This window comes from Varibaculum cambriense, from assembly GCF_032557235.1.
Classification (GTDB): domain Bacteria; phylum Actinomycetota; class Actinomycetes; order Actinomycetales; family Actinomycetaceae; genus Varibaculum; species Varibaculum cambriense_C.
This window is the reverse complement of record NZ_JAWGMB010000006.1, coordinates 73,183-92,617: the sequence shown is the minus strand read 5'-3', so window position 1 is coordinate 92,617 and position 19,435 is coordinate 73,183. Positions and strand designations below refer to the sequence as shown.

Sequence of the window (19,435 nt, the reverse complement as noted above, 5' to 3'; positions counted from 1 at the left end):
GGAGTAATGAATTCCGATAAGGAACCAAGCGAACTTGCGGGAATCACCACGGTGTCTGCGCGCGCTATCCAAACCATTGCGATGGCGGCTACCTCGCAGCGAATCAGTGTCCCCGGTGAGCGAATCAAAGTTTCTACTCGTGACGACCAGGGACTGTTGGGCATAGATATTTCTTGTCCCCTCAGCTCCCAAGTCGTAGATACTATCGTTAACACCTCTGATACCTCCGTGTTTTCCTTGGCAGACGCGGCGCGGCGTGACATCGTTACCCGCGTTGGCCAGATCGCGGGAGTAAAAGTCGGACGGGTAAATCTGCGTTTAACTGGAATCTATAAGCATCAGGAACGGAGGCAGCTGCAATGAGTAACCAATCCAGCAAATCCGGTCCTTACGTCTCTTATCTGGTCCGGCGGCAGACCCATTCCTCGCGCGCTTTGAGCAGCGTTATTTTAGCGATCCTCATAGTTGCCGCTCTGGGGTTTTTAGCTACCGAGGGCGTGCTGGCGTTAGCTGGGAAAGACCCCTTGCTGGTAAACCCGGCTGATATGTGGGAGCAAGGATTTGCATCTTTGAGTAATAGTCACCGTCCCCTAGCGATTATCGTAGGGGTGCTGCTAAGCCTCTGCGGAATATTATTGCTAGCTAAAGCAGTGCTGCCGGGTACTTTAAGTAAACATGCCCTAAGTGACGAACGCGTTGCCTACGTTGTGGATGACGCGGTGGTCGCCGCGGGTATTTCTCGTTTAGTACGTGAAGAGGCGGGACTGCCACAAGGAACCGTCTCTACCGCAGTTAGTAAAAGGCGTTCGGTAAGTACTATTATCCCTAGTACTGGGCGCCCCTTAGACCAAGCCCAAATTCAACAGGTGGCAAGCGATGAAATAGCTTCCTGGCAGCTGAGGCCGCGGCTAAAATCAGCAGTTAAGATCGCTACCGAAGGGAGGCTCGAAAAGTGAAAAAACTACCCCGAGCCTTGAATCGGATCTTACTGTTTATTTTTGGCTTGCTGTTTCTTGTCGCCGGAGTTTCAATTACCGCCGCTGCGACCTCAACCTCGATTCACCGCCGCCTTCTTGGCTACCGCTCAAAAATAGAGTCCGCATTTACCACCCTGGCTAGACAGTCCACCTTCCAGGTGCAAGGCAGAGAGATTTCCGCGGTTCAAGCAGGAGCCCTAGCCTTGGGAATCTTGGTGATCCTATTGCTAATAGTCTGGGTGTTTTCCCAAGGTGGCGGCAAGATTCGCTCGCTGGCTTTAAATAAGGCCGGAAAGGATTCTGACAAAGAGGGCGAGACTACTGCCGAATTAGGGTTAATCCAGGACATAATCGAGAGTGAAGTGGCTAGTAGTCGCGACATTGCCTCTCTAAAAATCTCTTCATGGGAGGTAAAAAAGCGTCCAGGACTGGCGCTAACCGCCGCGGTTTACAAGGGAACGAACCCTCGCGCAGTTAAGATAGAAATTGATCAAGCGATTACGAAGTTAGATCAAGTGTTAGGAATAAAAATGCCGATTCTGGTGCAACTAACCACGAACTGGCGAACCAATTTAGGATCTGCGGATCGCGTAGATTCATAAAATATAAAAGGAGAACAACATGGGACTGGACGACAAGATTAAGAACTCTGCAGAGGACTTGGGCGGCAAAGCAAAAGAAGCTGCCGGCAAAGTTAGCGGAGACAAGAACGTAGAAGCCGAAGGCAAAGCTGACCAGGTGGGTGCAGAAATCAAAGATAAGGTTTCTGAATTCTCCGATAAAGCCAAGGACATGGCCGAAGAAGCCGGCGCTAACCTAAAAGCTGCTGCCGAAAAAATCAAGGAAGGTTTCTCTGGCGATAAGTAAATCCAGAGAAAACTAAGCTTTAAAATAGCTATATAAAAGGATCGGGAGGCAATCGCCTCCCGATCCTTTTATGTCCCACTCCCCTAGCGTTTACGTTTATAAACCCCGTTTAGAAACCCGCAAGCGGCCAGTTTATCGTTAATGCTTAGCTAATCCAGTAGGGAGGGCAAAACTTTGGTTTCCTCACCAATGCGCATATCGGCGATTTTACCGGCTGCGCGCAGCTCTTTCAGCCGGGGAACCACTCGCCGGGAAATACCCCAAGGATCAATCGTGTTTAGGTAAATCCGGGTACCGCCCTCAAAACCCGCCAAAGTTGAAATTCGCCATTTCAGTAAGATCCGCCAGCGCATGGGAGTCGAAACCGATAGCGGACGGTGATACCACTCTTCATTGCAAGGTACATCAGCGCCGGTAGCAGCATGGATAGCGTGCAAAATATCAGAAACTGCCCGCGTCTTCTTTTCTTCCGCGTCCCAGGGATTACAGGGCTTACCGAGCGGCCAGACCGCGATCGTAGGATAACGGTGCCCCACCCCCGCCATCGCAATTGCGTCCTCGTTTTGCGCCAAGATCAGCCCGCGAGTAGCCCGAATCTTCAAAATGGTGTGGTAAATATCGGGGTCTTTGCGCAGCCGTTCGCGTTCCTGAGTGGTCTGAACGGGGAATTCGTCAATCGCTACCAGTTGCTTATGTAGGTGATCGAAACTGGCACCCGCCGGTTTTAGCCAATTTTGAAAAGCCGCCACATATTTGACGGCAGGATCCAGATCGTACAGATCTCGCAGTGCCTTCGCCGTGAAGGCAATATAGGCATGATGCTCATCAGGAGTCAGAGTACCCGCGGAAGCCAGCTGCGAGGAGTTAGTGGCTCCCGGAACGAAATGCCGATTAGCCACAATCAGATCATGTCCACCGGAGAAGAACGAGTTCGCTTGCCCCAACATTTCGGGTTCGCTGAGGCTATTTATTTCCTCGTCATTCATCCCATATTGGTGCAGCTTCGCTCGCACTACCCGCAACACATGGTCATAGCCGGTAGGGGTAGAAAGGTATTCCGCCAGGTGCTGGCGTTCTTTGTCGGATGGTTCATGGCCATGATTAAGATGCCAGTACTGATAGGAAACGATCTCAAATAGATTCGGGATCCGGCGAAAATCGGCCGGGTATTTACTAAGCTGATCGGCCGCTAGCCCTTCTACAATCTGGAAATTTCCGAAAGTGGTAGTCTTATCTGCTGGCAGATCTGGATCACCTAAGACAATTCGAGATTTTTCGGGCGGGGTTTCTAAATAGCGGTCAGAGCAGAAGGCACAACTGGCAGTATGATCCTTGGCGCTAATGGGAGTGGGGTTAACTTGAGGCTTGGAAAGCGGGCGATGCCCCCGACCCGGTACCGTCCACACCTCGGTTCCAGTTAACTGATTTCGTTGCTTAACGGTTCCATCTGCCAGTTTAACTAATGCTCGTGCGGCTGCTGCTTCCTCTTTTGCCATACTTCCACCCTAGTTGCCTATTGCTACTTTTTCGCCCACTCCCAGCGCGTGTAAGTCAGATGCTTTAAATGCGGGGGGTCTGGTTTATAGTGAGCGGAAGGGGGAAGGAGGTAAGTTGATTAAATATCTGGGGTCAAAACGGAAGCTGGTACCAGCTTTAGGAAGCATTGCTAGTGCTGCTGGCGCGCGGAGCGCTCTCGATCTTTTTTCCGGTACCACTCGGGTCGCCCAAGAGTTTAAACGCCGGGGGATCTTCACCACTGCCTGCGATCTTGCTTCCTATAGTTACCAATTGGCACGCACCTATATCGAAACCGATGGGGACAGCGTTGACCTTGCCGGTTTGGCAACGCACTTAGAGGCAATGAGCGCCCTTAAAGGTAAAGAGGGATACTTCACCGAAACTTTTTGCCGCCAGGCCCGGTTTTTTCAGCCCCATAACGGAAGGCGTATCGATGCTTGCCGAGATTACCTGGTTGACCTGCAAGATGATCCCTTATTCCCGATATTATTAACTTCTCTGATGGAGGCCGCCGACCGCGTAGATTCCACCACGGGAGTCCAAATGGCGTATCTGAAGAAGTGGGCGTCGCGTTCCTATAACCAATTGGAGCTGCGTTTGCCGCAGCTGCTGCCGGGAAAGGGGCAGGCCTTACAAGGAGACGCCCTCAAACTGGTTGACCAGGTACCCCAAGTAGATCTCGCATACCTCGATCCCCCCTATAACCAGCATCGTTACTTCACGAACTACCATATTTGGGAAACCTTAGTGCGTTGGGATGCCCCGGAGGCCTACGGCGTGGCGCGCAAAAGGATCGATGCGCGCGGTGATCAGCACCGTTCAGTATTTAATTCCAAACGCACTATGGCGCAAAGTTTCTTTTCCTTGCTTGGCCGGGTACGCGCCCAAACCATAGTGGTTTCCTATAATGACGAAGCTTGGATTGGCGAGGACGAGATGGTTAACGCCATCCTAGAGGCTGGATTTGCCCAGGTAAAAAAGTTTTCGTTTTCACAGCGCCGCTATGTGGGGGCAAAAATCGGAATCTATGACCCGCAAGGAAAGAAAGTGGGCAAGCCCGGCGCGGATCGAAATATTGAGAATGTGTTTGTGGGTGGCAACCCTACCATTCTGTCTCAAATCAGCGCGGCCTTATCCTCTTAAATCAGTCTACAGTTAGAGATTTTAGTATTGGAGCCAGCCTTTAGCCTGCTGGGAGAGCTGCTGCAACAAAGATATGGCCTCTTGCGCCCGCGCTGCCGGTACCATCAGGTGGTCATGGTGCAGTCCGGATAAAACATTGCAGGGAATAGATTGGCTGGCCAGCTGGGAAGCAACCGTAAAAGTCAGCCCCGTTTCTTCTAGCGAGACATCACAATCCAAAGTAATCCGACGATAGATCTTTTTCCCCGTGTCCAGACCTGCTGCTTTTGCCTGTTCTAAGGGAACGATTAGGGTGAGTCCTTCTTCTTCTTTTATCTGTGCAAACGGCTCTAAGCCCGCGGGCAGACCATCCCGCTCCGACAAGAACACATACTTGCCACACATATGGGGATGAAGCTTAGACAATGCTAGATCAAAGTCAGAATACGAACTCATAGTTTTAAGTTAGGGGGCTAAGCCCTACCCGTGCTTTCTAGTCTCACTCTGCGGTCGATTTTTACCGGTTGCAGCAGGTAAATACCAAAACTTTCAGGCTGCGTTCAGCAACTTGTTTTAGAGTGCTGGCTTATAAATCCGGCCTTGATAAGGCCTTGGCAAAGCGGGGATCGACTCTGCCCGTAAGACCCTCATCCCGGGCGGAAGTCAGGACATCCGCCGATAAACACTCATCACTGCCCGCGCTACCGCCGAGGGCGCCTCTAACGGCACCAAATGTCCCGCCCGCGGCACTGAGACTACCCGAGTACCGAGCGCCTTGGCCATCGCCTCCGCCTGGGCCGCAGTGGAGTTTTGATCTTGCTCCCCTCGAACCACCATGGCCGGAATCTGCGCCCGTCCTAGCGTCTCGAGACGGCCGGGGCGCGCCGCCAAAGCACGCTGCGCCCAAGAAATTGCCTCCCCGGGTGCCTCGTTAATCCATTTTTCCATCAGCTGGGGAATCTTGGGAAAATCCGTGAGGGTCTCTTTGGCTAACATGGTGGGAATGGACTTTACCAGTTGTTCTTGCGCCCTGCCCACCAGGGCGCCGACCGCCATTTCTGTGCGTGCAGCTCGCGCGGCCGCAGTATCAATATCAGCCTTAGTGCCCACTAGTACCACTCCGCCCACTAAGCGAGGATGACGCTCAATCATTGCCTGCGCGGTGTACCCTCCCATAGAGTTCCCGCACACCAGTACTTTTTCCGCACCTTCTGCTCGTACTGCCTGGGCTACATAATCGGCATAGATTTCTAAAGAGGGCGGGTCTAGCGGAACCGGGGAACGGCCAAACCCGGGAGGATCGATCGCTATTACCGGTACTCCCTCAAAACGACGGGCAACCCCTTCCCACATTCGATGGTCATAGGGAAAAGCTGCTAATAAAACCACTGCGGGGGTGCCCGCCATTCTATGCGCATCCCGCGTAAAAATAGCCACGTTCATAATCTCCATCTTCGCACAGCTCGGAGAAGATGACCGCGAAAACTGGCATGATAGTTGCGGAATTATGTTTTAGGGTTTTGGCGAGCCCCACGAAGTCGCAAATACTAGAGACCGCGTTCCCAACACGAACGATGCCAATGTCGGCGCTGGTCTAGACCAGCTTGAGTACCAAAAATAGAGTCAGTTTGCCAAGCCACCACATGTTCCTGGCCGATCTGAATCTCCTGGTTACACCCGGGACACAAATAAGTTTTACGCGCCTGGGACAGGTACTGCACCTGGAAATCACCGTCCGGGCGGGAAACTGCCCGCGGCATGGAAGCTAAAGAATCCATCCTTAAAGGCCGATGCTCCCCCCAGGGACGTTTACGAGAGCGCCTAGCCACTTTAAAATACCCGGGATCCGCGTTTGTAAACCTCCATAGGATTCAAATCGGCATCAGTAACTAAAAGATCAGCAAATTTGCCGGGAGCCACCTGCCCTAATTGGGGGTTTCCTAAGATTTTTGCCCCTTGCGCCGAAGCACAATACACCGCATCTACCAGCGGGATTCCTGCCTTATGCGCTATCTTCACCTGGTTGATGAGATGAGAGGTTCCGCCCGCGAGCCCTCCGCCGCGCTGACTCAAAGTTGCTACGCCCTCTTTAACGGTTACTGTTTGCCCCCCGAGGACGTAGTCGCCGTCTCCCAGCCCCGTAGCGGCCATTGCGTCGGTCACGAATACCATCTGTTCGCGCCCGATCAGTTCATATACGTTGCGTACTAAAGAAGGATCCACATGGACACCGTCGGCAATGAGTTCGACAATCACTCCGCCCCCGGCGGCATCCGCCAAGATCTCCGGAACCGGTCCGGGATCGCGGTGATGCATGGGCGCCATTCCATTAAACAGGTGAGTTACCGTCGCATGCGGGCAGCGGGCATGCGCCGAATGCTGCAGGGTTTGCCGCACTTCTACCAAGGCGTCCCGCATCTTCTTAGAACTGGTATCGGTATGTCCAAAGGAAGGTACTGCCCCACCTGCAATCAAGGTTTCGGCGACTCCGGAAGGTCCCATGGCGTAAGGTTTTTCCGGCGCGAAAGTCATCGACACCGCATAGCCCCGGGAGGCAATCAGCAGCTCGCGCGCTAAGGGTTCATTAGGGGCTTGAATATGCGCGGGATCTTGAGCGCCACAATGCCCTTGAGCAATGAAGGGACCTTCAAAATGGATACCCGCGAGTTTACCTGCCGCGCACATCCCGGCTAATATTTCTGCTTTCTCCCGCAACACCATCGGTGATTGCGTAACCAGCGAGGCTACCAGCGAGGTAGTACCCCAGCGTAAATGTTCAGCCACCGCTGCCAGGGCTTGGTCTTCGGACTGGAGATCGGGGAAAGACACACCCCCGCCCCCGTGGCAGTGGACGTCGATCAACCCCGGCAATACGTAGCGATCGTCGCTTGGAGCGGTGGCTGCCAGTATTTCGTCACCGAAACCAGCATCTTTAGCCGCAGTTGATTCGCCTATCCAAACAATGGCGTCTCCGGAAACTACCACTGCCCCATCGGTAATTATGCGATTCGCGGTTATTACTCGTCCGCGGATGGCAAATACTTCATTCATAGCTGCAATGCTCCTGCCCGATAAGTTGTTTTTTCATGGCTTAAAACAGGCGCGATTCGGCGTCGTCTACTCCTCGCATCGTATCGTAATCCAAGGTTAGACAGCGAATCCCCCTATCTTCGGCAAGGGTTCTGGCCTGCGGTTTGATTACTTGCGCCGCAAAAATCCCCCGCACTTCCGGCATAATTGGATCGCGGGAAAGCAGATCTAGGTAGCGGGTAAGCTGCTCTACCCCATCGATTTCTCCGCGGCGTTTCACTTCGATGGCGACGTGATTGAGATCGGGGTCGAAAACCAGTAAATCGACCGGGCCTACCGGAGTGGGATACTCGCGCCGGATTAGTTCCCAGCCGGCGCCCAGGATGTCGGGAACTTGCGCCGCCAGCAGCTCTTGTAAATGCGCCTCTACCCCGTCTTTTTGTAGTCCCGGGTCTATTCCCAGATCGCAACTGGTTTCCGAGAAGACCTCTCCGATCCGCAGTTTTAGCTGATCGCCAGTTTTTGCTGATTCTACTAACCAAATCTGGTCTATGCCGGCAGCCTCGTCTTCAGGAGGTACCGGTAATTCTTCGATAGTAGCCGGCCCTGCCATCCAGTTAAGGGGTTTATAGGAACCGCCATCACAGTGAATCAGTACCGAAGAATCGGCTTTCACCATAATCATTCGCGGTGCCATCGGTAGAAACGAGGTGAGGCGACCATTGTATTCGACGGAGCAATTAGCGAAAAATACGCGCATGGGAGTCTATTCTAGATCATCAGGAAATCTACTTCACCCGGTCATTTCCGGCGTTAGTTTGCAAGCATCTTAACCCCAGGACTGGGGGATTTCGCGAGGGGGCGCGGCTTCTGCCCAGGATACGAGGCCGGCGTGATCGTCCTCGGAAAGAAACAACCAGAAACGATGGGTATCCACCGTTACCGGAACCGCCACGTTCCGTATCCCCTTTTTGGACAGGTAGTTGTGGACTTTCCCTAGCTCTATCTGCCGACGCGGCCAAGTCTTGTCGGGACGGAATGACAGAGCAGCCGCCTTGTACCAGCTTAAAGACTCGGCCTCATATACTGCGCAGCCCTCGGTCCATCCGGAGGTTACGTCCGGTCGGTAGGAGCACAGAAAAGCTCCTTGACGGTAGAGGCGATTCATACGCCACAAAAAATAGGCGGCGATTAAAGCCACTAGGGCGGCAATCACCAAAATGATTAGCAGAAGAACTTTTAGCGCCGTCATGGCCTAACTATATCGCCTATAGCCAAATCTTTTCGATTTACAGCCCGTCAACTACGATGGTCACCTTGTCTTCATCAACGGAAACAAATCCGGGAACTATTTCAAAAACCCGGGCATCCGGGTCATTTTCTTTCATCCCTACTTTAACTTTTCCCGCGGTAATGGTACCTAAAAAAGGCAGGTGTCCAGGTAAAATCCCCAGTGAGCCTTCGGTAGTGGGCAGGGAGACGAAGCCTGCCTGCCCACTAAACAGCTCCCCTGAGCGGGTCACTACTTTAACCGAAAGCGAACTCATTACGCCGCTTCCTTCTGCAGCTTCGCCCAATTGCGTTCCAGATCCTCGATCCCGCCAATATTAAAGAACGCCTGCTCCGGAATATGGTCATAAGTGCCTTCACAGATGCGCTTAAAGGCCTCAATGGTTTCAGCCAGCGGAACTGTGGAGCCTTCTACCCCGGTGAATTTCTCGGCCATATAGGTGTTCTGGGACAGGAACTGTTGGATCCGGCGTGCCCGGTTCACGGTGAGTTTGTCTTCTTCAGAAAGCTCATCCATGCCTAGGATCGCGATAATGTCTTGCAGTTCTTTGTTCTTTTGCAGAATCGACTTTACCTGGGTGGCCACCTGATAGTGTTCTTCACCTACATAGGTGGGATCCAAAATCCGCGAAGTCGAAGACAAGGGATCAACCGCCGGATACAGACCACGTGAAGCAATATCACGCGAAAGTTCGGTGGTGGCATCTAGGTGCGCGAAAGTAGTTGCCGGAGCCGGGTCGGTGTAGTCGTCAGCCGGCACGTAAATCGCCTGCAGCGAGGTAATCGAGTGTCCTGCAACCGAAGTAATGCGTTCTTGGAGCAGACCCATTTCATCGGCCAGGTTCGGCTGGTAGCCTACCGCCGACGGCATGTGCCCCAGCAGAGTTGATACCTCCGAGCCGGCCTGGGTGAAACGGAAAATGTTGTCGATAAACAGCAACACGTCCTGGTGCTGTACGTCCCGGAAATATTCCGCCATGGTTAGACCGGTTAGCGGAATGCGCAGACGCGTCCCCGGAGGCTCATCCATCTGTCCGAAGACTAGTGCGGTCTTATCAAAAACTCCCGCTTCATCCATTTCATGAATCAAGTCGTTACCCTCGCGGGTACGCTCACCCACGCCAGCAAAGACCGACACACCGCCGTGATCTTGGGCTACGCGTTGAATCATTTCCTGAATCAACACGGTCTTGCCTACGCCTGCCCCGCCGAACAGACCAATCTTCCCACCCAGCACATAGGGGGTAAGCAGGTCAATAACTTTAATCCCGGTTTCAAACATCTGGGTTTTGGATTCCAGCTGATCGAAAGAGGGCGGGTCGCGGTGGATAGGCCACCGTTCTTTAATCTCGAGGGTCTCCCCCTCTTCCAGGTTGAGGCAGTCGCCGGTCACGTTAAATACGTGCCCCTTGGTAACGTCACCTACCGGAACCGAAATGGGGGCTCCCGTATCAGTTACTTCCTGTCCGCGCACCAATCCGTCAGTGGGCTTTAGGGCTAGGCAGCGCACCACATCGTCGCCTAGGAACTGTGCCACCTCCAGGGTGAGCTTATGGGGTGCAGCTTCGCCCTCAATCTGGATCATGGTCTCCAGGGCATTGTACATTTCCGGCAGATGATCTGGCGGGAACTCCACGTCCACGATCGAGCCGATCACCTGGGAAACCCGTCCCACGCCCGTAGTCCGTTCGGTATCACTCATTAGAGTCTCCTTAATCCTTTGTTTCCTCTAGCGACCAGCGGCCAAGGCTTCCGCCCCGCCGACGATCTCCGTTATTTCAGTAGTAATTTCTGCCTGACGTGCATTATTAGCCAGGCGGGTATAGCGCTCAATCATGTCCTGAGCATTGTCATTGGCAGTGTGCATCGCGGTTTGCCTACTGGCCAGCTCGCTGGCAGCTGCCTGCAGCAGCGCCGAGCGAATCCGCGAACGCACATACATAGGCAAGATCTGGTCTATAACTGCCTCGGGGCTGGGCCCAAACTCGTATAGCGGAGGTACCTTGCCCTGGGGCGTATCCAGGTTAATATCCATCTCTTCGGCTTCTTCTTCCGAGATAACCTCCAGTGGCAACATCTTGCGCACTATCGGAACCTGTTTGACCATGTTCACGTAACGGGTGAACACCAGGTAAACCTCACAGACTCCCTGGTGAATCACGTCCGCCAAAAAAGTGTCGGTCAGAACGTCGGCGATCTCGTAAGATTGCTCGATGGTCGGTGAATCCGAGTTACCGCTCCAGGATCGCTCCACCTCAATCCCGCGGAAGCGAAAGTAACTTTCGGCTTTACGCCCATAGGCGTAAAGCACCGGCTCTTTACCCCGCTCTTTTAGCTCTTCCACCAGCTTTTCGGTTTCCCGCAAGATGGAGGCAGAATAGGCACCGGCCAAACCGCGATCGGAGGTAACACACATGACTGCTACCCGATCAGTGTCCAGTCGCTCCCTGGTGATCGGATGATCAAAAGAAGAGTGCATCGCTAAAGCCGCCAAAGCCTGCGTGATTGCCGTATCAAAGGGCGTGGACTGAGTGGCAGCTTCGCGAGCCTTTCCGATACGCGAGGCCGCGATCAGCTCCATAGCATGAAAGACCTTACCCAGCGTCTGCGTGGCCTTGATCTTCTGCTTATATATCCGCTGCTTTCCGCTCAAGGTTAATCCTTTTTATCTTGCTTGTTGTGGCGATCTACCACCAGTTTTTCGTTATCACGCTCAGCTTCGGAAACCTCTTCGGGAATGTTAACTTCTGAGTCCAGCACTCCCTGGGAAGAAACGAAACCGCTGCGGAACTTCTCGACCGCTGCTTTTAGAGCCTCTTCGGTATCGGAATCGAACTGCCCGGTTTCTTTGATCTTGGCGGGTACCTCCGTATTGGCATGCAGATAAGCGAGCATCTCTGATTCGAAGCGGTGCACATCAGAAACCTCAATATCGTCCAGATACCCGCTGGTTCCTGCCCAAATTGAGCAAACCTGATCCTCGACCTCGTAGGGAGTAGCCTGCGGCTGACGTAGCAATTCCATCAACCGCGCACCCCGGGTTAGCTGCCGCTTAGTGGTGGCATCCAGATCGGAAGCGAACATCGCGAAAGCCTGCATATCTCGGTACTGCGCCAAAGTAATCTTCAAAGTGCCGGAGACTTTCTTCATCGCTTTGACCTGCGCGTCGCCGCCTACACGAGAAACCGAGATACCTACATCCACGGCCGGACGTTGGTTGGAGTTAAACAGATCCGACTGTAAGAAGATCTGGCCATCAGTAATGGAAATAACATTGGTGGGAATATAGGCCGAAACGTCATTGTCTTTGGTTTCAATCAAAGGCAATCCGGTCATCGAGCCTCCACCCAGCTCATCAGAAAGCTTGGCACAGCGCTCTAGGAGGCGAGAGTGCAGGTAGAAAACGTCACCGGGGTAGGCTTCGCGCCCCGGCGGACGGCGCAGCAGTAGGGAAACGCTACGGTAGGCTTCTGCCTGTTTGGACAGATCATCAAAAATAATGAGGACGTGTTTACCCTGGTACATCCAGTGCTGACCGATCGCGGAACCGGTGTAGGGTGCCAGGTACTTAAACCCGGCAGAGTCAGAAGCAGGCGCCGCCACGATAGTGGTATATTCCATGGCTCCGGCGGCCTCTAACTGGCCACGCACACTGGCAATGGTGGAACCTTTTTGCCCCACAGCAACATAGATGCAACGTACCTGCTTATTGGGGTCGCCGCTTTCCCAGTTCTTTCGCTGGTTAAGCACGGCGTCAATCGCAATCGCAGTTTTACCGGTTTGGCGATCTCCAATAATCAGCTGCCGCTGACCCCGCCCAATCGGAATCATGGAGTCGATGGCTTTCAGGCCGGTCTGCAAGGGCTCGTGCACGGATTTACGCATCATCACCCCGGGAGCCTGTAGCTCCAAGACCCGGCGTCCTTCAATATCTTGAATCTCGCCCAGGCCGTCTAGGGGCTGCCCCATGGGATCAACAACGCGCCCTAGATACCCGTCACCCACTGGAACGGATAGTACCTCTCCGGTACGGCGCACCGGTTGTCCCTCTTCAATACCCGAGAAGTCGCCCAGCACAATCGCGCCAATCATGCGATCTTCCAGGTTCATTGCCAATCCGGTAGTGCCATCGGCGAACTTGAGAAGCTCGTTCGCCATTGCCCCCGGCAAGCCCTCGATCTGCGCGATACCATCAGCCGCCATCACTACATGCCCGATTTCGTCCTCGGTAGAGCGAGTGGGCTCATAGGAGCTTACGAAGTCCGCGAGGGCGTCACGAATCTTCTCCGGTTGGATTTGAAGTTCAGCCATGAAATTGCCTTTTCCTAACGTTCCGGTACTACCCGGCCAGTTTCTGCTTTGTTTCTTGAATGATGGTGGCCAAGGAGCCATCGAAAATTTGGGAACCCACCCGAACTTTCATGCCTCCTAGCACCGAAGGTTCTACGCTCACCTGTAGGTGAATGTTTTTTTGATAACGCCGGGACAAGATATCCCGCAGTCGCTCAGCTTGGGCATCTGCAAGCGGGGTTGCCACCTGCACCGTTGCTACCAGCGTATCGCCGGCTGCTGCCAGATCACGGCGCATATGACGCAAGTTTCCAGTTAAGGATACCGAGTCCTCCAGCTTGCTATCGCGACTTACAGCACTTACCGCCCGAAGAGCCAGAGTTGTAGCCGGACGCGACAAACTGGAACCAAAAAGCTCTTTTAGTAAGCGCACCCGATATTTTGGCTCGCGATTGCGATCCGAAAGCGCTGAGCGTACCTGCTGATTAGATCGCACGAATCGTTCCAAAGCGAATATTTCGTCCGCGATCTCGATAGCTTTACCCTCAGTCTGAGCACCGCGTTGTACTGCGTATTCACCGAGAGTTTCAATCACGGTGGGCAGTTCTTGGGCGCTGGGAGCTGCACTAAGAGCACCTTCCACGGTTGTAAGTGCAACCTCTGAAAGGTTTTCGGCCAAGGCTTGAAGCAACCTGACCCGATCCTGCAAGCTACGAGCCGGATCGGTAAGCGCCAATGCAATCCTAGATGAGCCTTGCACCAAGTCAGATAGTACAAAGAAGTCATCTGCCCAGTCGTAACAAGTCTGGGCAGTCATGCCCGTTTGCCGGGCTAAAACCGCTTTGCCCTGCTCTAGAGCTTGCCTACTGGATGCGCGCATTATTTCCTAACACTTTCCTTTTCGCAGGAGGTTTCCAGTTGATCCAAAAAACGGTCAATTACCCGTGCAGACAGGCCCCGATCCGTCAACTGTTCGCCCACAATATTCTCTGCCAATTCTGCAGCCAGCATCCCGACCTCAGTCTTAAGAGAAATCTCTGCCGCCTGCCGGTTGGCTTCCACCTGCCGCTGTGCCTGGGCACTAATACGCTCAGCTTCCTCGTTAGCTTGGGTTTTCGCTTCGGCCACGATCCGCTTGGCGCTCTCTTGCGCCTCCGAACGGATCTGGGCTGCTTCTTCGTGAGCCTCGCGCAACGCCAGTTCAGATTGGGCATTAGCGTCGGCGATTTGTTGTTTCGCCTGCTCTGCCTTTTCTAAACCATCTTTAATGGTGGTGGCGCGCTGGTCAGTAATTTCCTTGTACTTGGGGTAAACGTACTTCAAAATCACGAAGAAGAAGATCGCGATAATAATCGCAGACCACACTAGCTCGGGAATCGCAGGTAGCAGAATATTGTGTTCACCTGCCTCGGCCTGCTGAATCATGTTTAACATCAAGTTTCCCTTTTACGATTAGATTAGAACAGGAATCCGGCAACCAAACCGATCAGGGCAAGCGCCTCTACGAAGGCGATACCGATGAACATATTGGTGGTTAGGCGGCCACCTAGTTCAGGCTGGCGAGCCATAGATTCCTGGGTCTTACCAATCAAAATACCAAGGCCGATACCAGGGCCGAGGCATGCCAATCCGTATCCAAGAGTAGCTATTGATCCAGTCATTATTTTCTTCTCTTTCTTTTCTTTATTTGTGGGTTTTCCCGCCAAAAGCGGAAGTCTTTAATGGGAGTGCACCGACTGCTCAACGTAGACTGCAGTCAGCACCGCGAATACATAAGCCTGCAAGAACGCAACAAAAATTTCAAAAGCGGTCACCGCAATTGCGGCCAGGAAGGTGACTATCGATATTACCTTCAAGCCCCCGGCAGCCGTAAGCAGGAAATAGTTGGATGCCAAAATAGTCAGCGCTAGCAGCATGTGTCCGGCGATCATATTGGCTAAAAGCCGGACAAACAAGGTGAAGGGACGTACCAAGAACGTGGAGAAAAACTCGATTGGAGTCAGTAAAATATAGAGCACTTTGGGTACGTTCGGAATAAATAGCGAGGATTTAAAGTAGCCCCCAAATCCCTGTGCCCGGATTCCCGCGATGATGAATAAAAACCAGACAAATATTGCCAGAAGCAGCGGAATTCCCGCCACGGCACTACCGGCAATATTTAACCCGGGGATGACTCCCCCGATATTCATAAACAGGACGGTAAAGAAGATTGCGGTCACAAAACCGTTGTATTTCTGGGCGTATACTTTGCCCATCACTTGTTCGGAAATATTAGTGCGGCAAAAATCCAGTAGGTACTCCATAGTAGATTGTGCCGCTCCCGGAACCATTTTGGCTCGACGCGTGTATAGGATCGCGCAAATCAAGAAAGCCACCAGCAGCACAATCCGCACCAAGGTGATGCGATTCATTTCGAAGGGAGTACCAGCGAACGCTATTACGTCTGGAAAAAATTCGTCAATGGTAGGTGCCTCGAAACCGCCTTGCGGTATCAGGGTGGTTAGCCCACTAAGCATCAGTGACACTATCTGTTCCCTTCAATTCTGCCGATCTTGGCCGAAAACCGTGATCCGGATTCCATCCTAACGCTTTATTTCAGTCGGCGGACGGACTCCCGAATACCTCTAAAATAACTTAGCATAGGACTTGCGTCCCCGAGAACTAACCGGAGTTTTACCATAAAAATACCTGGCCTAGAGCTTTCCGATACTTATTTTATTGGTTTTCGTTACTACTCGCGCCTCTCCAATAGTGGTTAGTAAAATTGCGATTACCAACACCAGAAAAATCACTTTGCTATCAACCTGTGGCAAAGGGCGAAGCATCGCTACCGCCACGATAACTATGACCAGTTTCACTAAATAGGCCCCAAAAACATAGCCGCTGGTGCGCAGGGGATCTCGCAATACCATCCGGTTGGCACCGATTCCAACGGCCGCCACCACCCACATGATTCCCATGGCACAAAGAGCCCCTAGAGCCCCTGGCCAAGAACGAATTATTCCTGCCGCCGGTACAGAAATCAGGGTTAGGATCGCCAAAATCACGACAACAGCGCGATTTCCTTTGCGAATAGCCATCCGCGCGCCGTAGCGATCAGCAACTGTAGTGACTTCCGGGGTGCGCGGACTCCTTGTGTCAGGGTCTCGATGCGCAGGGGTCAAGCCCCTCCCCGACGTCCCTTCGGAGAAGCTTTCGATATTTTCGTTCATCGGCCATCCTTTCCTCGTACATGTCGGGGATAGGGATCCGCGCCCAGCGAATAGTAACTACGTAATCCCGGTAAGTAGAAAAGGGTGACTATCAGGCAGGTTATCCCACCTAGCGCCGCCAGTATTAACTCGGGACGCCAGTCAAGCTTCAGCAAACAAACTGCCAGTACCGAAAAGTAAAATGCCCACAGGTACATGACCAACACTGCGCGGCGATGCGAATGCCCCATCTTCAAAAGTCGATGATGCAGGTGAAGACGATCCGGTTTGAAGGGGCTTTGCCCATTGGCCAAACGGCGAATCACCGCCATTATCATGTCGACAAAGGGCAGAGCCATTACTGCCAGCGGCAAAAGCAGCGGAATCGCTGCTGGTAGGAACTGTGATGTGCCCAGAGAAACCGGATCAATTTGTCCGGTAACTACGATGAACATGCAAGAAATGGTCAGCCCCAGCAGCATCGAACCCGAGTCTCCCATGAAAATAGTTGCGGGATGAAAGTTAGAGGCTAGGAAACCTAGGCAAACCCCCACAATTACAATTCCGATCATGGCAGCGAAGGAGGCGTAACTTTGCGCGTTGGTCAGGCGAATCAAAAGATATGAATAAATAAAGAATGCTCCTGCCCCGATCAAAGTGATTCCGGCTGCTAAACCGTCAAGACCATCAACAAAGTTCACCGCATTGGTAGAAAACACTATGATCAGCACGGTTATCAGAATCGACATCTTGGTTGAGGGAATAGTCATCCCAAAGATAGGGAACGAAACCACTTGAATGCCCTGCCAAGCGACCGCAGCCGCGATCAAGACCTGTCCGGAAAGTTTAGTCCACCAGTTCAAGTCATAAATGTCATCCACTACCCCAAGCACTGTTATGGCGATCGAACCAAAGATAAGCGCCCACACCTGGGGATCGGCGTAAAACTGGGAAAAATAAGGCATCTGCCGCGAAACCAAAAACGCTCCTAACAGGCCGCACAGCATAGCAACCCCACCTAGTCGCGGAGTGGGCACCTGGTGAACGTCGCGCTCCCTCACCGGGGTCAAAACGTGAAGAGCCAAGGAGATACGGCGCACTATCGGGGTCACCAAAAAAGTAATCGCACAGGCAATTACCCCCAGTAACAGATAGGCTTTCACATTCTCTCCCTATTGTTTTGCTGCTTTCCCGGCAACCGTCTGAAGCTGACGAGGCGGAATTGCCCCGCTGCGTAGCACCGAGTATTCTGCTTCCTCTACCTTAACTATGGTGGATGGTTCTCCAATCTGACTAGGACCGGCGTCGATATACTCGGCGACCTTATCTGAGAAATAGTCTTGCGCTTGCTTAATCGTTTGTGCAGGTGGTAACCCATGAAGATTCGCAGAGGTTACTGCCAGCGGTCCGTTTTCCTGCAGTAATTGCAAAAGATCAACTTGATCTGGTTGGCGCAGGGCTACAGTTCCTCCCGTTACCCCCAGGTCGAGTGGCAAATCGTTTCGCGCTGGCAACACCACGGTCAGAGCTCCCGGCCAAAAACTCTCCATAAACACTCTGGCCAGAGGAGAAATCTTGGGTACCAATGCATCAGCTTGCGAAATACTACTTACTAGTACCGGGGAGGGGAAATCCCGGCCTCTACCTTTTGCCGTTAGCAACCGATCTACTGCGGAAGCCGCAAAAGGGTCGGCGGCTATTCCATAGACTGTGTCGGTGGGTACTACCAGCAGTTTTCCCGCCGCTATCAGACTTTTGAGACTAGTTATATCTTGCTTACTAAGCGGAGTTCGCATACTTGCATATTAGCCTTATCGGTGTTGCTTGCGCCCATAGGTGATCACTGCGCTTCCCACCCAAATGCTAAGCAGTGAAAACCCGATCAGCCAAATATCGCGCTGACCTCCGGTTTGGGCTAGATGCCTGGGGGCAGCGGAGGTTCTATTTGACGCGGAAGGAGGATTCATCTGTCCGGTAGGAGTAGGCTCGCTAGTTTCCGGGATAGGCATCGGAGTCGTTGGCTCCGCCTCGGCAGTAATCGTGACTTCTTTAGGGGTGCTACTGGTAGTACTGGGAGGGCTGTCCAGAGGAGCTTCCACGTAATGCAAAGTTGGTTGGGGGGACGGATCCTCTGCGAAGGCGGTAGCGGTGAAAACCATAGGTACTAGCGCCGCGGCGGTTGCTGCTCCTACCGCGCGAAACCAAGCCGCCATTGCCGTACCCTTCTGCTATCTTCCAGCCACTTTACCTTAACGTTAGCATTATTTAAGGCAGACCTTTATCTGATCTTCACTTTCGTGCCAATAGATAGCGAGGACGCCCGGTGAGATCCCGCTCCGTCCTCATCCGACTAAATCCTATTTTACCAGCGTATTCACACAGTTTTTTTCCCTGCGTAGGATCGTGTTCCATCGCCAAAATTCCGTCTTTACCCAATAGTCGAAAAGCCTGTTTCACTGTCTGTTTCGGGATATTAAGGCCATCTACTCCCCCACCCCAGAGGGCGAGCGGGGGATCCTTTAAGGCTTCTGGTTGCGTAATAGTACCCGGCGGGACATAGGGAGGGTTGCTAACCACTAGATCAAAACGCCCCGCTTGCTCTTCCCATAAACGAGGGTCAGCCACATCTGCGCAGCTCACGCTAATTCGCCGCGCAAGCTGTGGGTAACGTTCCAGGTTTTTCCGCGCTACTCGCAAGGCTTTTTCACTAATCTCCACCATAAAGACCGCAGCCGAAGGCAACTCGCGGGCAAGTGTCAGGGCAATAGCGCCCGATCCTGCACATAAATCCGCAGCCAAGCCCGCTTCTCGTGCACCCCGAGGGCGCAAGGCCAGTTCTACTAGGTACTCAGTTTCCGGACGCACGATAAAGGCATCGGGGCTGGAAAACAAGCGGAAGGAACCGAAAAACATCTCTTTTAGCAGATGCTGCAATGGTTCGTGACTGCAGCGCCGTTTCACCAGTTCCCGGAAATCTTGGGTCTGAGCAGGAGTTAATTCCTGGGGGGCAAACAAAAATTCGTCGGCTCCACAAGCAGCACAATAAATCGCCATGATTTCTCGCGCCGGTTCAATTCCAGCTTCACTATAGCGCTGGCGTGCCCAACTAAACGCCTGCGGGCGGGAGAAACCGGCTTCACTCATCAGAAG

At 53.0% G+C, this 19,435-nt stretch carries 25 protein-coding genes; 5 read left to right on the top strand and 20 right to left on the bottom strand.

What is annotated here, in order from left to right; genetic code table 11:
• Positions 1 to 6: 6 nt before the first annotated feature.
• From E6072_RS06145 to E6072_RS06130, 4 genes are read left to right on the top strand one after another with little or no spacing between them, the layout of a single operon-like run.
• Positions 7 to 363: a hypothetical protein gene (locus tag E6072_RS06145; protein WP_316694470.1), complete on the top strand. Its 357-nt coding sequence runs from the start codon at positions 7 to 9 to the stop codon at positions 361 to 363.
• Positions 360 to 956: a hypothetical protein gene (locus E6072_RS06140; RefSeq protein ID WP_316694468.1), complete on the top strand. Its 597-nt coding sequence runs from the start codon at positions 360 to 362 to the stop codon at positions 954 to 956. Before E6072_RS06145 ends, E6072_RS06140 begins: the two co-directional genes overlap by 4 nt.
• Positions 953 to 1,579: a hypothetical protein gene (locus tag E6072_RS06135; RefSeq protein WP_316694466.1), complete on the top strand. Its 627-nt coding sequence runs from the start codon at positions 953 to 955 to the stop codon at positions 1,577 to 1,579. Before E6072_RS06140 ends, E6072_RS06135 begins: the two co-directional genes overlap by 4 nt.
• 19 nt (positions 1,580 to 1,598) lie before the next feature.
• Positions 1,599 to 1,844, top strand: coding sequence for a CsbD family protein (locus E6072_RS06130; RefSeq protein ID WP_316694464.1), 246 nt, complete (start codon positions 1,599 to 1,601; stop codon positions 1,842 to 1,844).
• Positions 1,845 to 1,993: 149 nt separating this feature from the next.
• Here the strand turns inward: E6072_RS06130 and E6072_RS06125 are convergent, their stop codons facing one another.
• Positions 1,994 to 3,340 carry a DUF4921 family protein gene (locus E6072_RS06125; RefSeq protein ID WP_316694462.1) on the bottom strand — a complete coding sequence of 449 codons (1,347 nt, stop codon included), beginning with the start codon at positions 3,338 to 3,340 and terminating at the stop codon, positions 1,994 to 1,996.
• Positions 3,341 to 3,455: 115 nt separating this feature from the next.
• On the opposite strand from E6072_RS06125, the gene E6072_RS06120 reads away from it, so the two are divergent.
• Positions 3,456 to 4,505, top strand: a complete 1,050-nt coding sequence (locus E6072_RS06120) for a DNA adenine methylase (RefSeq protein WP_316694461.1) — start codon at positions 3,456 to 3,458, stop codon at positions 4,503 to 4,505.
• Positions 4,506 to 4,526: 21 nt separating this feature from the next.
• Here E6072_RS06120 and E6072_RS06115 read toward each other — a convergent pair whose 3' ends face one another.
• From E6072_RS06115 to prmC, 19 genes are all read right to left on the bottom strand, one after another.
• Positions 4,527 to 4,940: an ACT domain-containing protein gene (locus E6072_RS06115; RefSeq protein WP_278606033.1), complete on the bottom strand. Its 414-nt coding sequence runs from the start codon at positions 4,938 to 4,940 to the stop codon at positions 4,527 to 4,529.
• Positions 4,941 to 5,147: 207 nt separating this feature from the next.
• Entirely contained in the window at positions 5,148 to 5,921 is a 774-nt protein-coding gene (locus E6072_RS06110) for an alpha/beta fold hydrolase (protein ID WP_278606034.1), read from the bottom strand.
• A 110-nt stretch (positions 5,922 to 6,031) separates the two neighbouring features.
• Positions 6,032 to 6,313, bottom strand: a complete 282-nt coding sequence (locus E6072_RS06105) for an ATP/GTP-binding protein (RefSeq protein WP_278606035.1) — start codon at positions 6,311 to 6,313, stop codon at positions 6,032 to 6,034.
• A 1-nt stretch (position 6,314) separates the two neighbouring features.
• Positions 6,315 to 7,535, bottom strand: coding sequence for an N-acetylglucosamine-6-phosphate deacetylase (locus E6072_RS06100; protein ID WP_278606036.1), 1,221 nt, complete (start codon positions 7,533 to 7,535; stop codon positions 6,315 to 6,317).
• 40 nt (positions 7,536 to 7,575) lie between these two features.
• Positions 7,576 to 8,274 (bottom strand): endonuclease NucS, encoded by a 699-nt coding sequence (gene nucS / locus E6072_RS06095; protein WP_316694459.1) that lies wholly within the window; start codon positions 8,272 to 8,274, stop codon positions 7,576 to 7,578.
• A 69-nt stretch (positions 8,275 to 8,343) separates the two neighbouring features.
• The gene (locus E6072_RS06090) at positions 8,344 to 8,766 is read right to left on the bottom strand and encodes a DUF2550 family protein (RefSeq protein WP_278606038.1); all 423 of its coding nucleotides are present in this window, start codon (positions 8,764 to 8,766) and stop codon (positions 8,344 to 8,346) included.
• 37 nt (positions 8,767 to 8,803) lie between these two features.
• Complete coding sequence (locus E6072_RS06085; protein WP_278606039.1) at positions 8,804 to 9,061, bottom strand: F0F1 ATP synthase subunit epsilon; 258 nt, start codon at positions 9,059 to 9,061, stop codon at positions 8,804 to 8,806.
• Complete coding sequence (atpD, locus tag E6072_RS06080; RefSeq protein ID WP_278606040.1) at positions 9,061 to 10,506, bottom strand: F0F1 ATP synthase subunit beta; 1,446 nt, start codon at positions 10,504 to 10,506, stop codon at positions 9,061 to 9,063. The genes E6072_RS06085 and atpD overlap by 1 nt, the downstream gene beginning before the upstream one ends.
• 27 nt (positions 10,507 to 10,533) lie before the next feature.
• Positions 10,534 to 11,457, bottom strand: a complete 924-nt coding sequence (locus E6072_RS06075) for a F0F1 ATP synthase subunit gamma (RefSeq protein WP_316694457.1) — start codon at positions 11,455 to 11,457, stop codon at positions 10,534 to 10,536.
• Between the two features lie 2 nt (positions 11,458 to 11,459).
• Entirely contained in the window at positions 11,460 to 13,115 is a 1,656-nt protein-coding gene (gene atpA, locus E6072_RS06070) for a F0F1 ATP synthase subunit alpha (protein ID WP_316694454.1), read from the bottom strand.
• A 28-nt stretch (positions 13,116 to 13,143) separates the two neighbouring features.
• Positions 13,144 to 13,974 carry a F0F1 ATP synthase subunit delta gene (locus tag E6072_RS06065; protein WP_316694452.1) on the bottom strand — a complete coding sequence of 277 codons (831 nt, stop codon included), beginning with the start codon at positions 13,972 to 13,974 and terminating at the stop codon, positions 13,144 to 13,146.
• A complete protein-coding gene (locus E6072_RS06060) occupies positions 13,974 to 14,528 on the bottom strand; it encodes a F0F1 ATP synthase subunit B (protein WP_316694450.1) in 555 nt (184 codons plus the stop codon). The genes E6072_RS06065 and E6072_RS06060 overlap by 1 nt, the downstream gene beginning before the upstream one ends.
• Positions 14,529 to 14,551: 23 nt before the next feature.
• A complete protein-coding gene (gene atpE, locus E6072_RS06055; RefSeq protein WP_024059362.1) occupies positions 14,552 to 14,755 on the bottom strand; it encodes an ATP synthase F0 subunit C in 204 nt (67 codons plus the stop codon).
• A gap of 57 nt (positions 14,756 to 14,812) precedes the next feature.
• A complete protein-coding gene (gene atpB, locus E6072_RS06050) occupies positions 14,813 to 15,610 on the bottom strand; it encodes a F0F1 ATP synthase subunit A (RefSeq protein ID WP_316694534.1) in 798 nt (265 codons plus the stop codon).
• A gap of 177 nt (positions 15,611 to 15,787) precedes the next feature.
• Positions 15,788 to 16,306, bottom strand: coding sequence for a hypothetical protein (locus E6072_RS06045; protein WP_316694449.1), 519 nt, complete (start codon positions 16,304 to 16,306; stop codon positions 15,788 to 15,790).
• The gene (locus E6072_RS06040) at positions 16,303 to 17,448 is read right to left on the bottom strand and encodes an MraY family glycosyltransferase (RefSeq protein WP_316694447.1); all 1,146 of its coding nucleotides are present in this window, start codon (positions 17,446 to 17,448) and stop codon (positions 16,303 to 16,305) included. The genes E6072_RS06045 and E6072_RS06040 overlap by 4 nt, the downstream gene beginning before the upstream one ends.
• Positions 17,449 to 17,457: 9 nt before the next feature.
• A complete protein-coding gene (locus E6072_RS06035) occupies positions 17,458 to 18,081 on the bottom strand; it encodes an L-threonylcarbamoyladenylate synthase (protein WP_316694445.1) in 624 nt (207 codons plus the stop codon).
• A gap of 15 nt (positions 18,082 to 18,096) precedes the next feature.
• Positions 18,097 to 18,498: a hypothetical protein gene (locus tag E6072_RS06030; RefSeq protein WP_316694444.1), complete on the bottom strand. Its 402-nt coding sequence runs from the start codon at positions 18,496 to 18,498 to the stop codon at positions 18,097 to 18,099.
• Positions 18,499 to 18,574: 76 nt separating this feature from the next.
• The gene (prmC, locus tag E6072_RS06025; RefSeq protein WP_316694442.1) at positions 18,575 to 19,429 is read right to left on the bottom strand and encodes a peptide chain release factor N(5)-glutamine methyltransferase; all 855 of its coding nucleotides are present in this window, start codon (positions 19,427 to 19,429) and stop codon (positions 18,575 to 18,577) included.
• Positions 19,430 to 19,435: the final 6 nt, after the last annotated feature.

Excerpts from the sequence above, each read along its gene's own strand:
- E6072_RS06125 (WP_316694462.1), bottom strand. The coding sequence starts at position 3,340 with ATGGCAAAAGAGGAAGCAGCAGCCGCACGAGCATTAGTTAAACTGGCA.
- atpE (WP_024059362.1), bottom strand. The coding sequence starts at position 14,755 with ATGACTGGATCAATAGCTACTCTTGGATACGGATTGGCATGCCTCGGC.
- atpA (WP_316694454.1), bottom strand. The coding sequence starts at position 13,115 with ATGGCTGAACTTCAAATCCAACCGGAGAAGATTCGTGACGCCCTCGCG.
- prmC (WP_316694442.1), bottom strand. The coding sequence starts at position 19,429 with ATGAGTGAAGCCGGTTTCTCCCGCCCGCAGGCGTTTAGTTGGGCACGC.
- E6072_RS06115 (WP_278606033.1), bottom strand. The coding sequence starts at position 4,940 with ATGAGTTCGTATTCTGACTTTGATCTAGCATTGTCTAAGCTTCATCCC.
- E6072_RS06085 (WP_278606039.1), bottom strand. The coding sequence starts at position 9,061 with ATGAGTTCGCTTTCGGTTAAAGTAGTGACCCGCTCAGGGGAGCTGTTT.
- E6072_RS06045 (WP_316694449.1), bottom strand. The coding sequence starts at position 16,306 with ATGAACGAAAATATCGAAAGCTTCTCCGAAGGGACGTCGGGGAGGGGC.
- E6072_RS06035 (WP_316694445.1), bottom strand. The coding sequence starts at position 18,081 with ATGCGAACTCCGCTTAGTAAGCAAGATATAACTAGTCTCAAAAGTCTG.
- E6072_RS06130 (WP_316694464.1), top strand. The coding sequence starts at position 1,599 with ATGGGACTGGACGACAAGATTAAGAACTCTGCAGAGGACTTGGGCGGC.
- E6072_RS06140 (WP_316694468.1), top strand. The coding sequence starts at position 360 with ATGAGTAACCAATCCAGCAAATCCGGTCCTTACGTCTCTTATCTGGTC.
- atpB (WP_316694534.1), bottom strand. The coding sequence starts at position 15,610 with ATGCTTAGTGGGCTAACCACCCTGATACCGCAAGGCGGTTTCGAGGCA.
- atpD (WP_278606040.1), bottom strand. The coding sequence starts at position 10,506 with ATGAGTGATACCGAACGGACTACGGGCGTGGGACGGGTTTCCCAGGTG.
- E6072_RS06030 (WP_316694444.1), bottom strand. The coding sequence starts at position 18,498 with ATGGCGGCTTGGTTTCGCGCGGTAGGAGCAGCAACCGCCGCGGCGCTA.
- E6072_RS06065 (WP_316694452.1), bottom strand. The coding sequence starts at position 13,974 with ATGCGCGCATCCAGTAGGCAAGCTCTAGAGCAGGGCAAAGCGGTTTTA.
- nucS (WP_316694459.1), bottom strand. The coding sequence starts at position 8,274 with ATGCGCGTATTTTTCGCTAATTGCTCCGTCGAATACAATGGTCGCCTC.
- E6072_RS06145 (WP_316694470.1), top strand. The coding sequence starts at position 7 with ATGAATTCCGATAAGGAACCAAGCGAACTTGCGGGAATCACCACGGTG.
- E6072_RS06060 (WP_316694450.1), bottom strand. The coding sequence starts at position 14,528 with ATGTTAAACATGATTCAGCAGGCCGAGGCAGGTGAACACAATATTCTG.
- E6072_RS06100 (WP_278606036.1), bottom strand. The coding sequence starts at position 7,535 with ATGAATGAAGTATTTGCCATCCGCGGACGAGTAATAACCGCGAATCGC.
- E6072_RS06090 (WP_278606038.1), bottom strand. The coding sequence starts at position 8,766 with ATGACGGCGCTAAAAGTTCTTCTGCTAATCATTTTGGTGATTGCCGCC.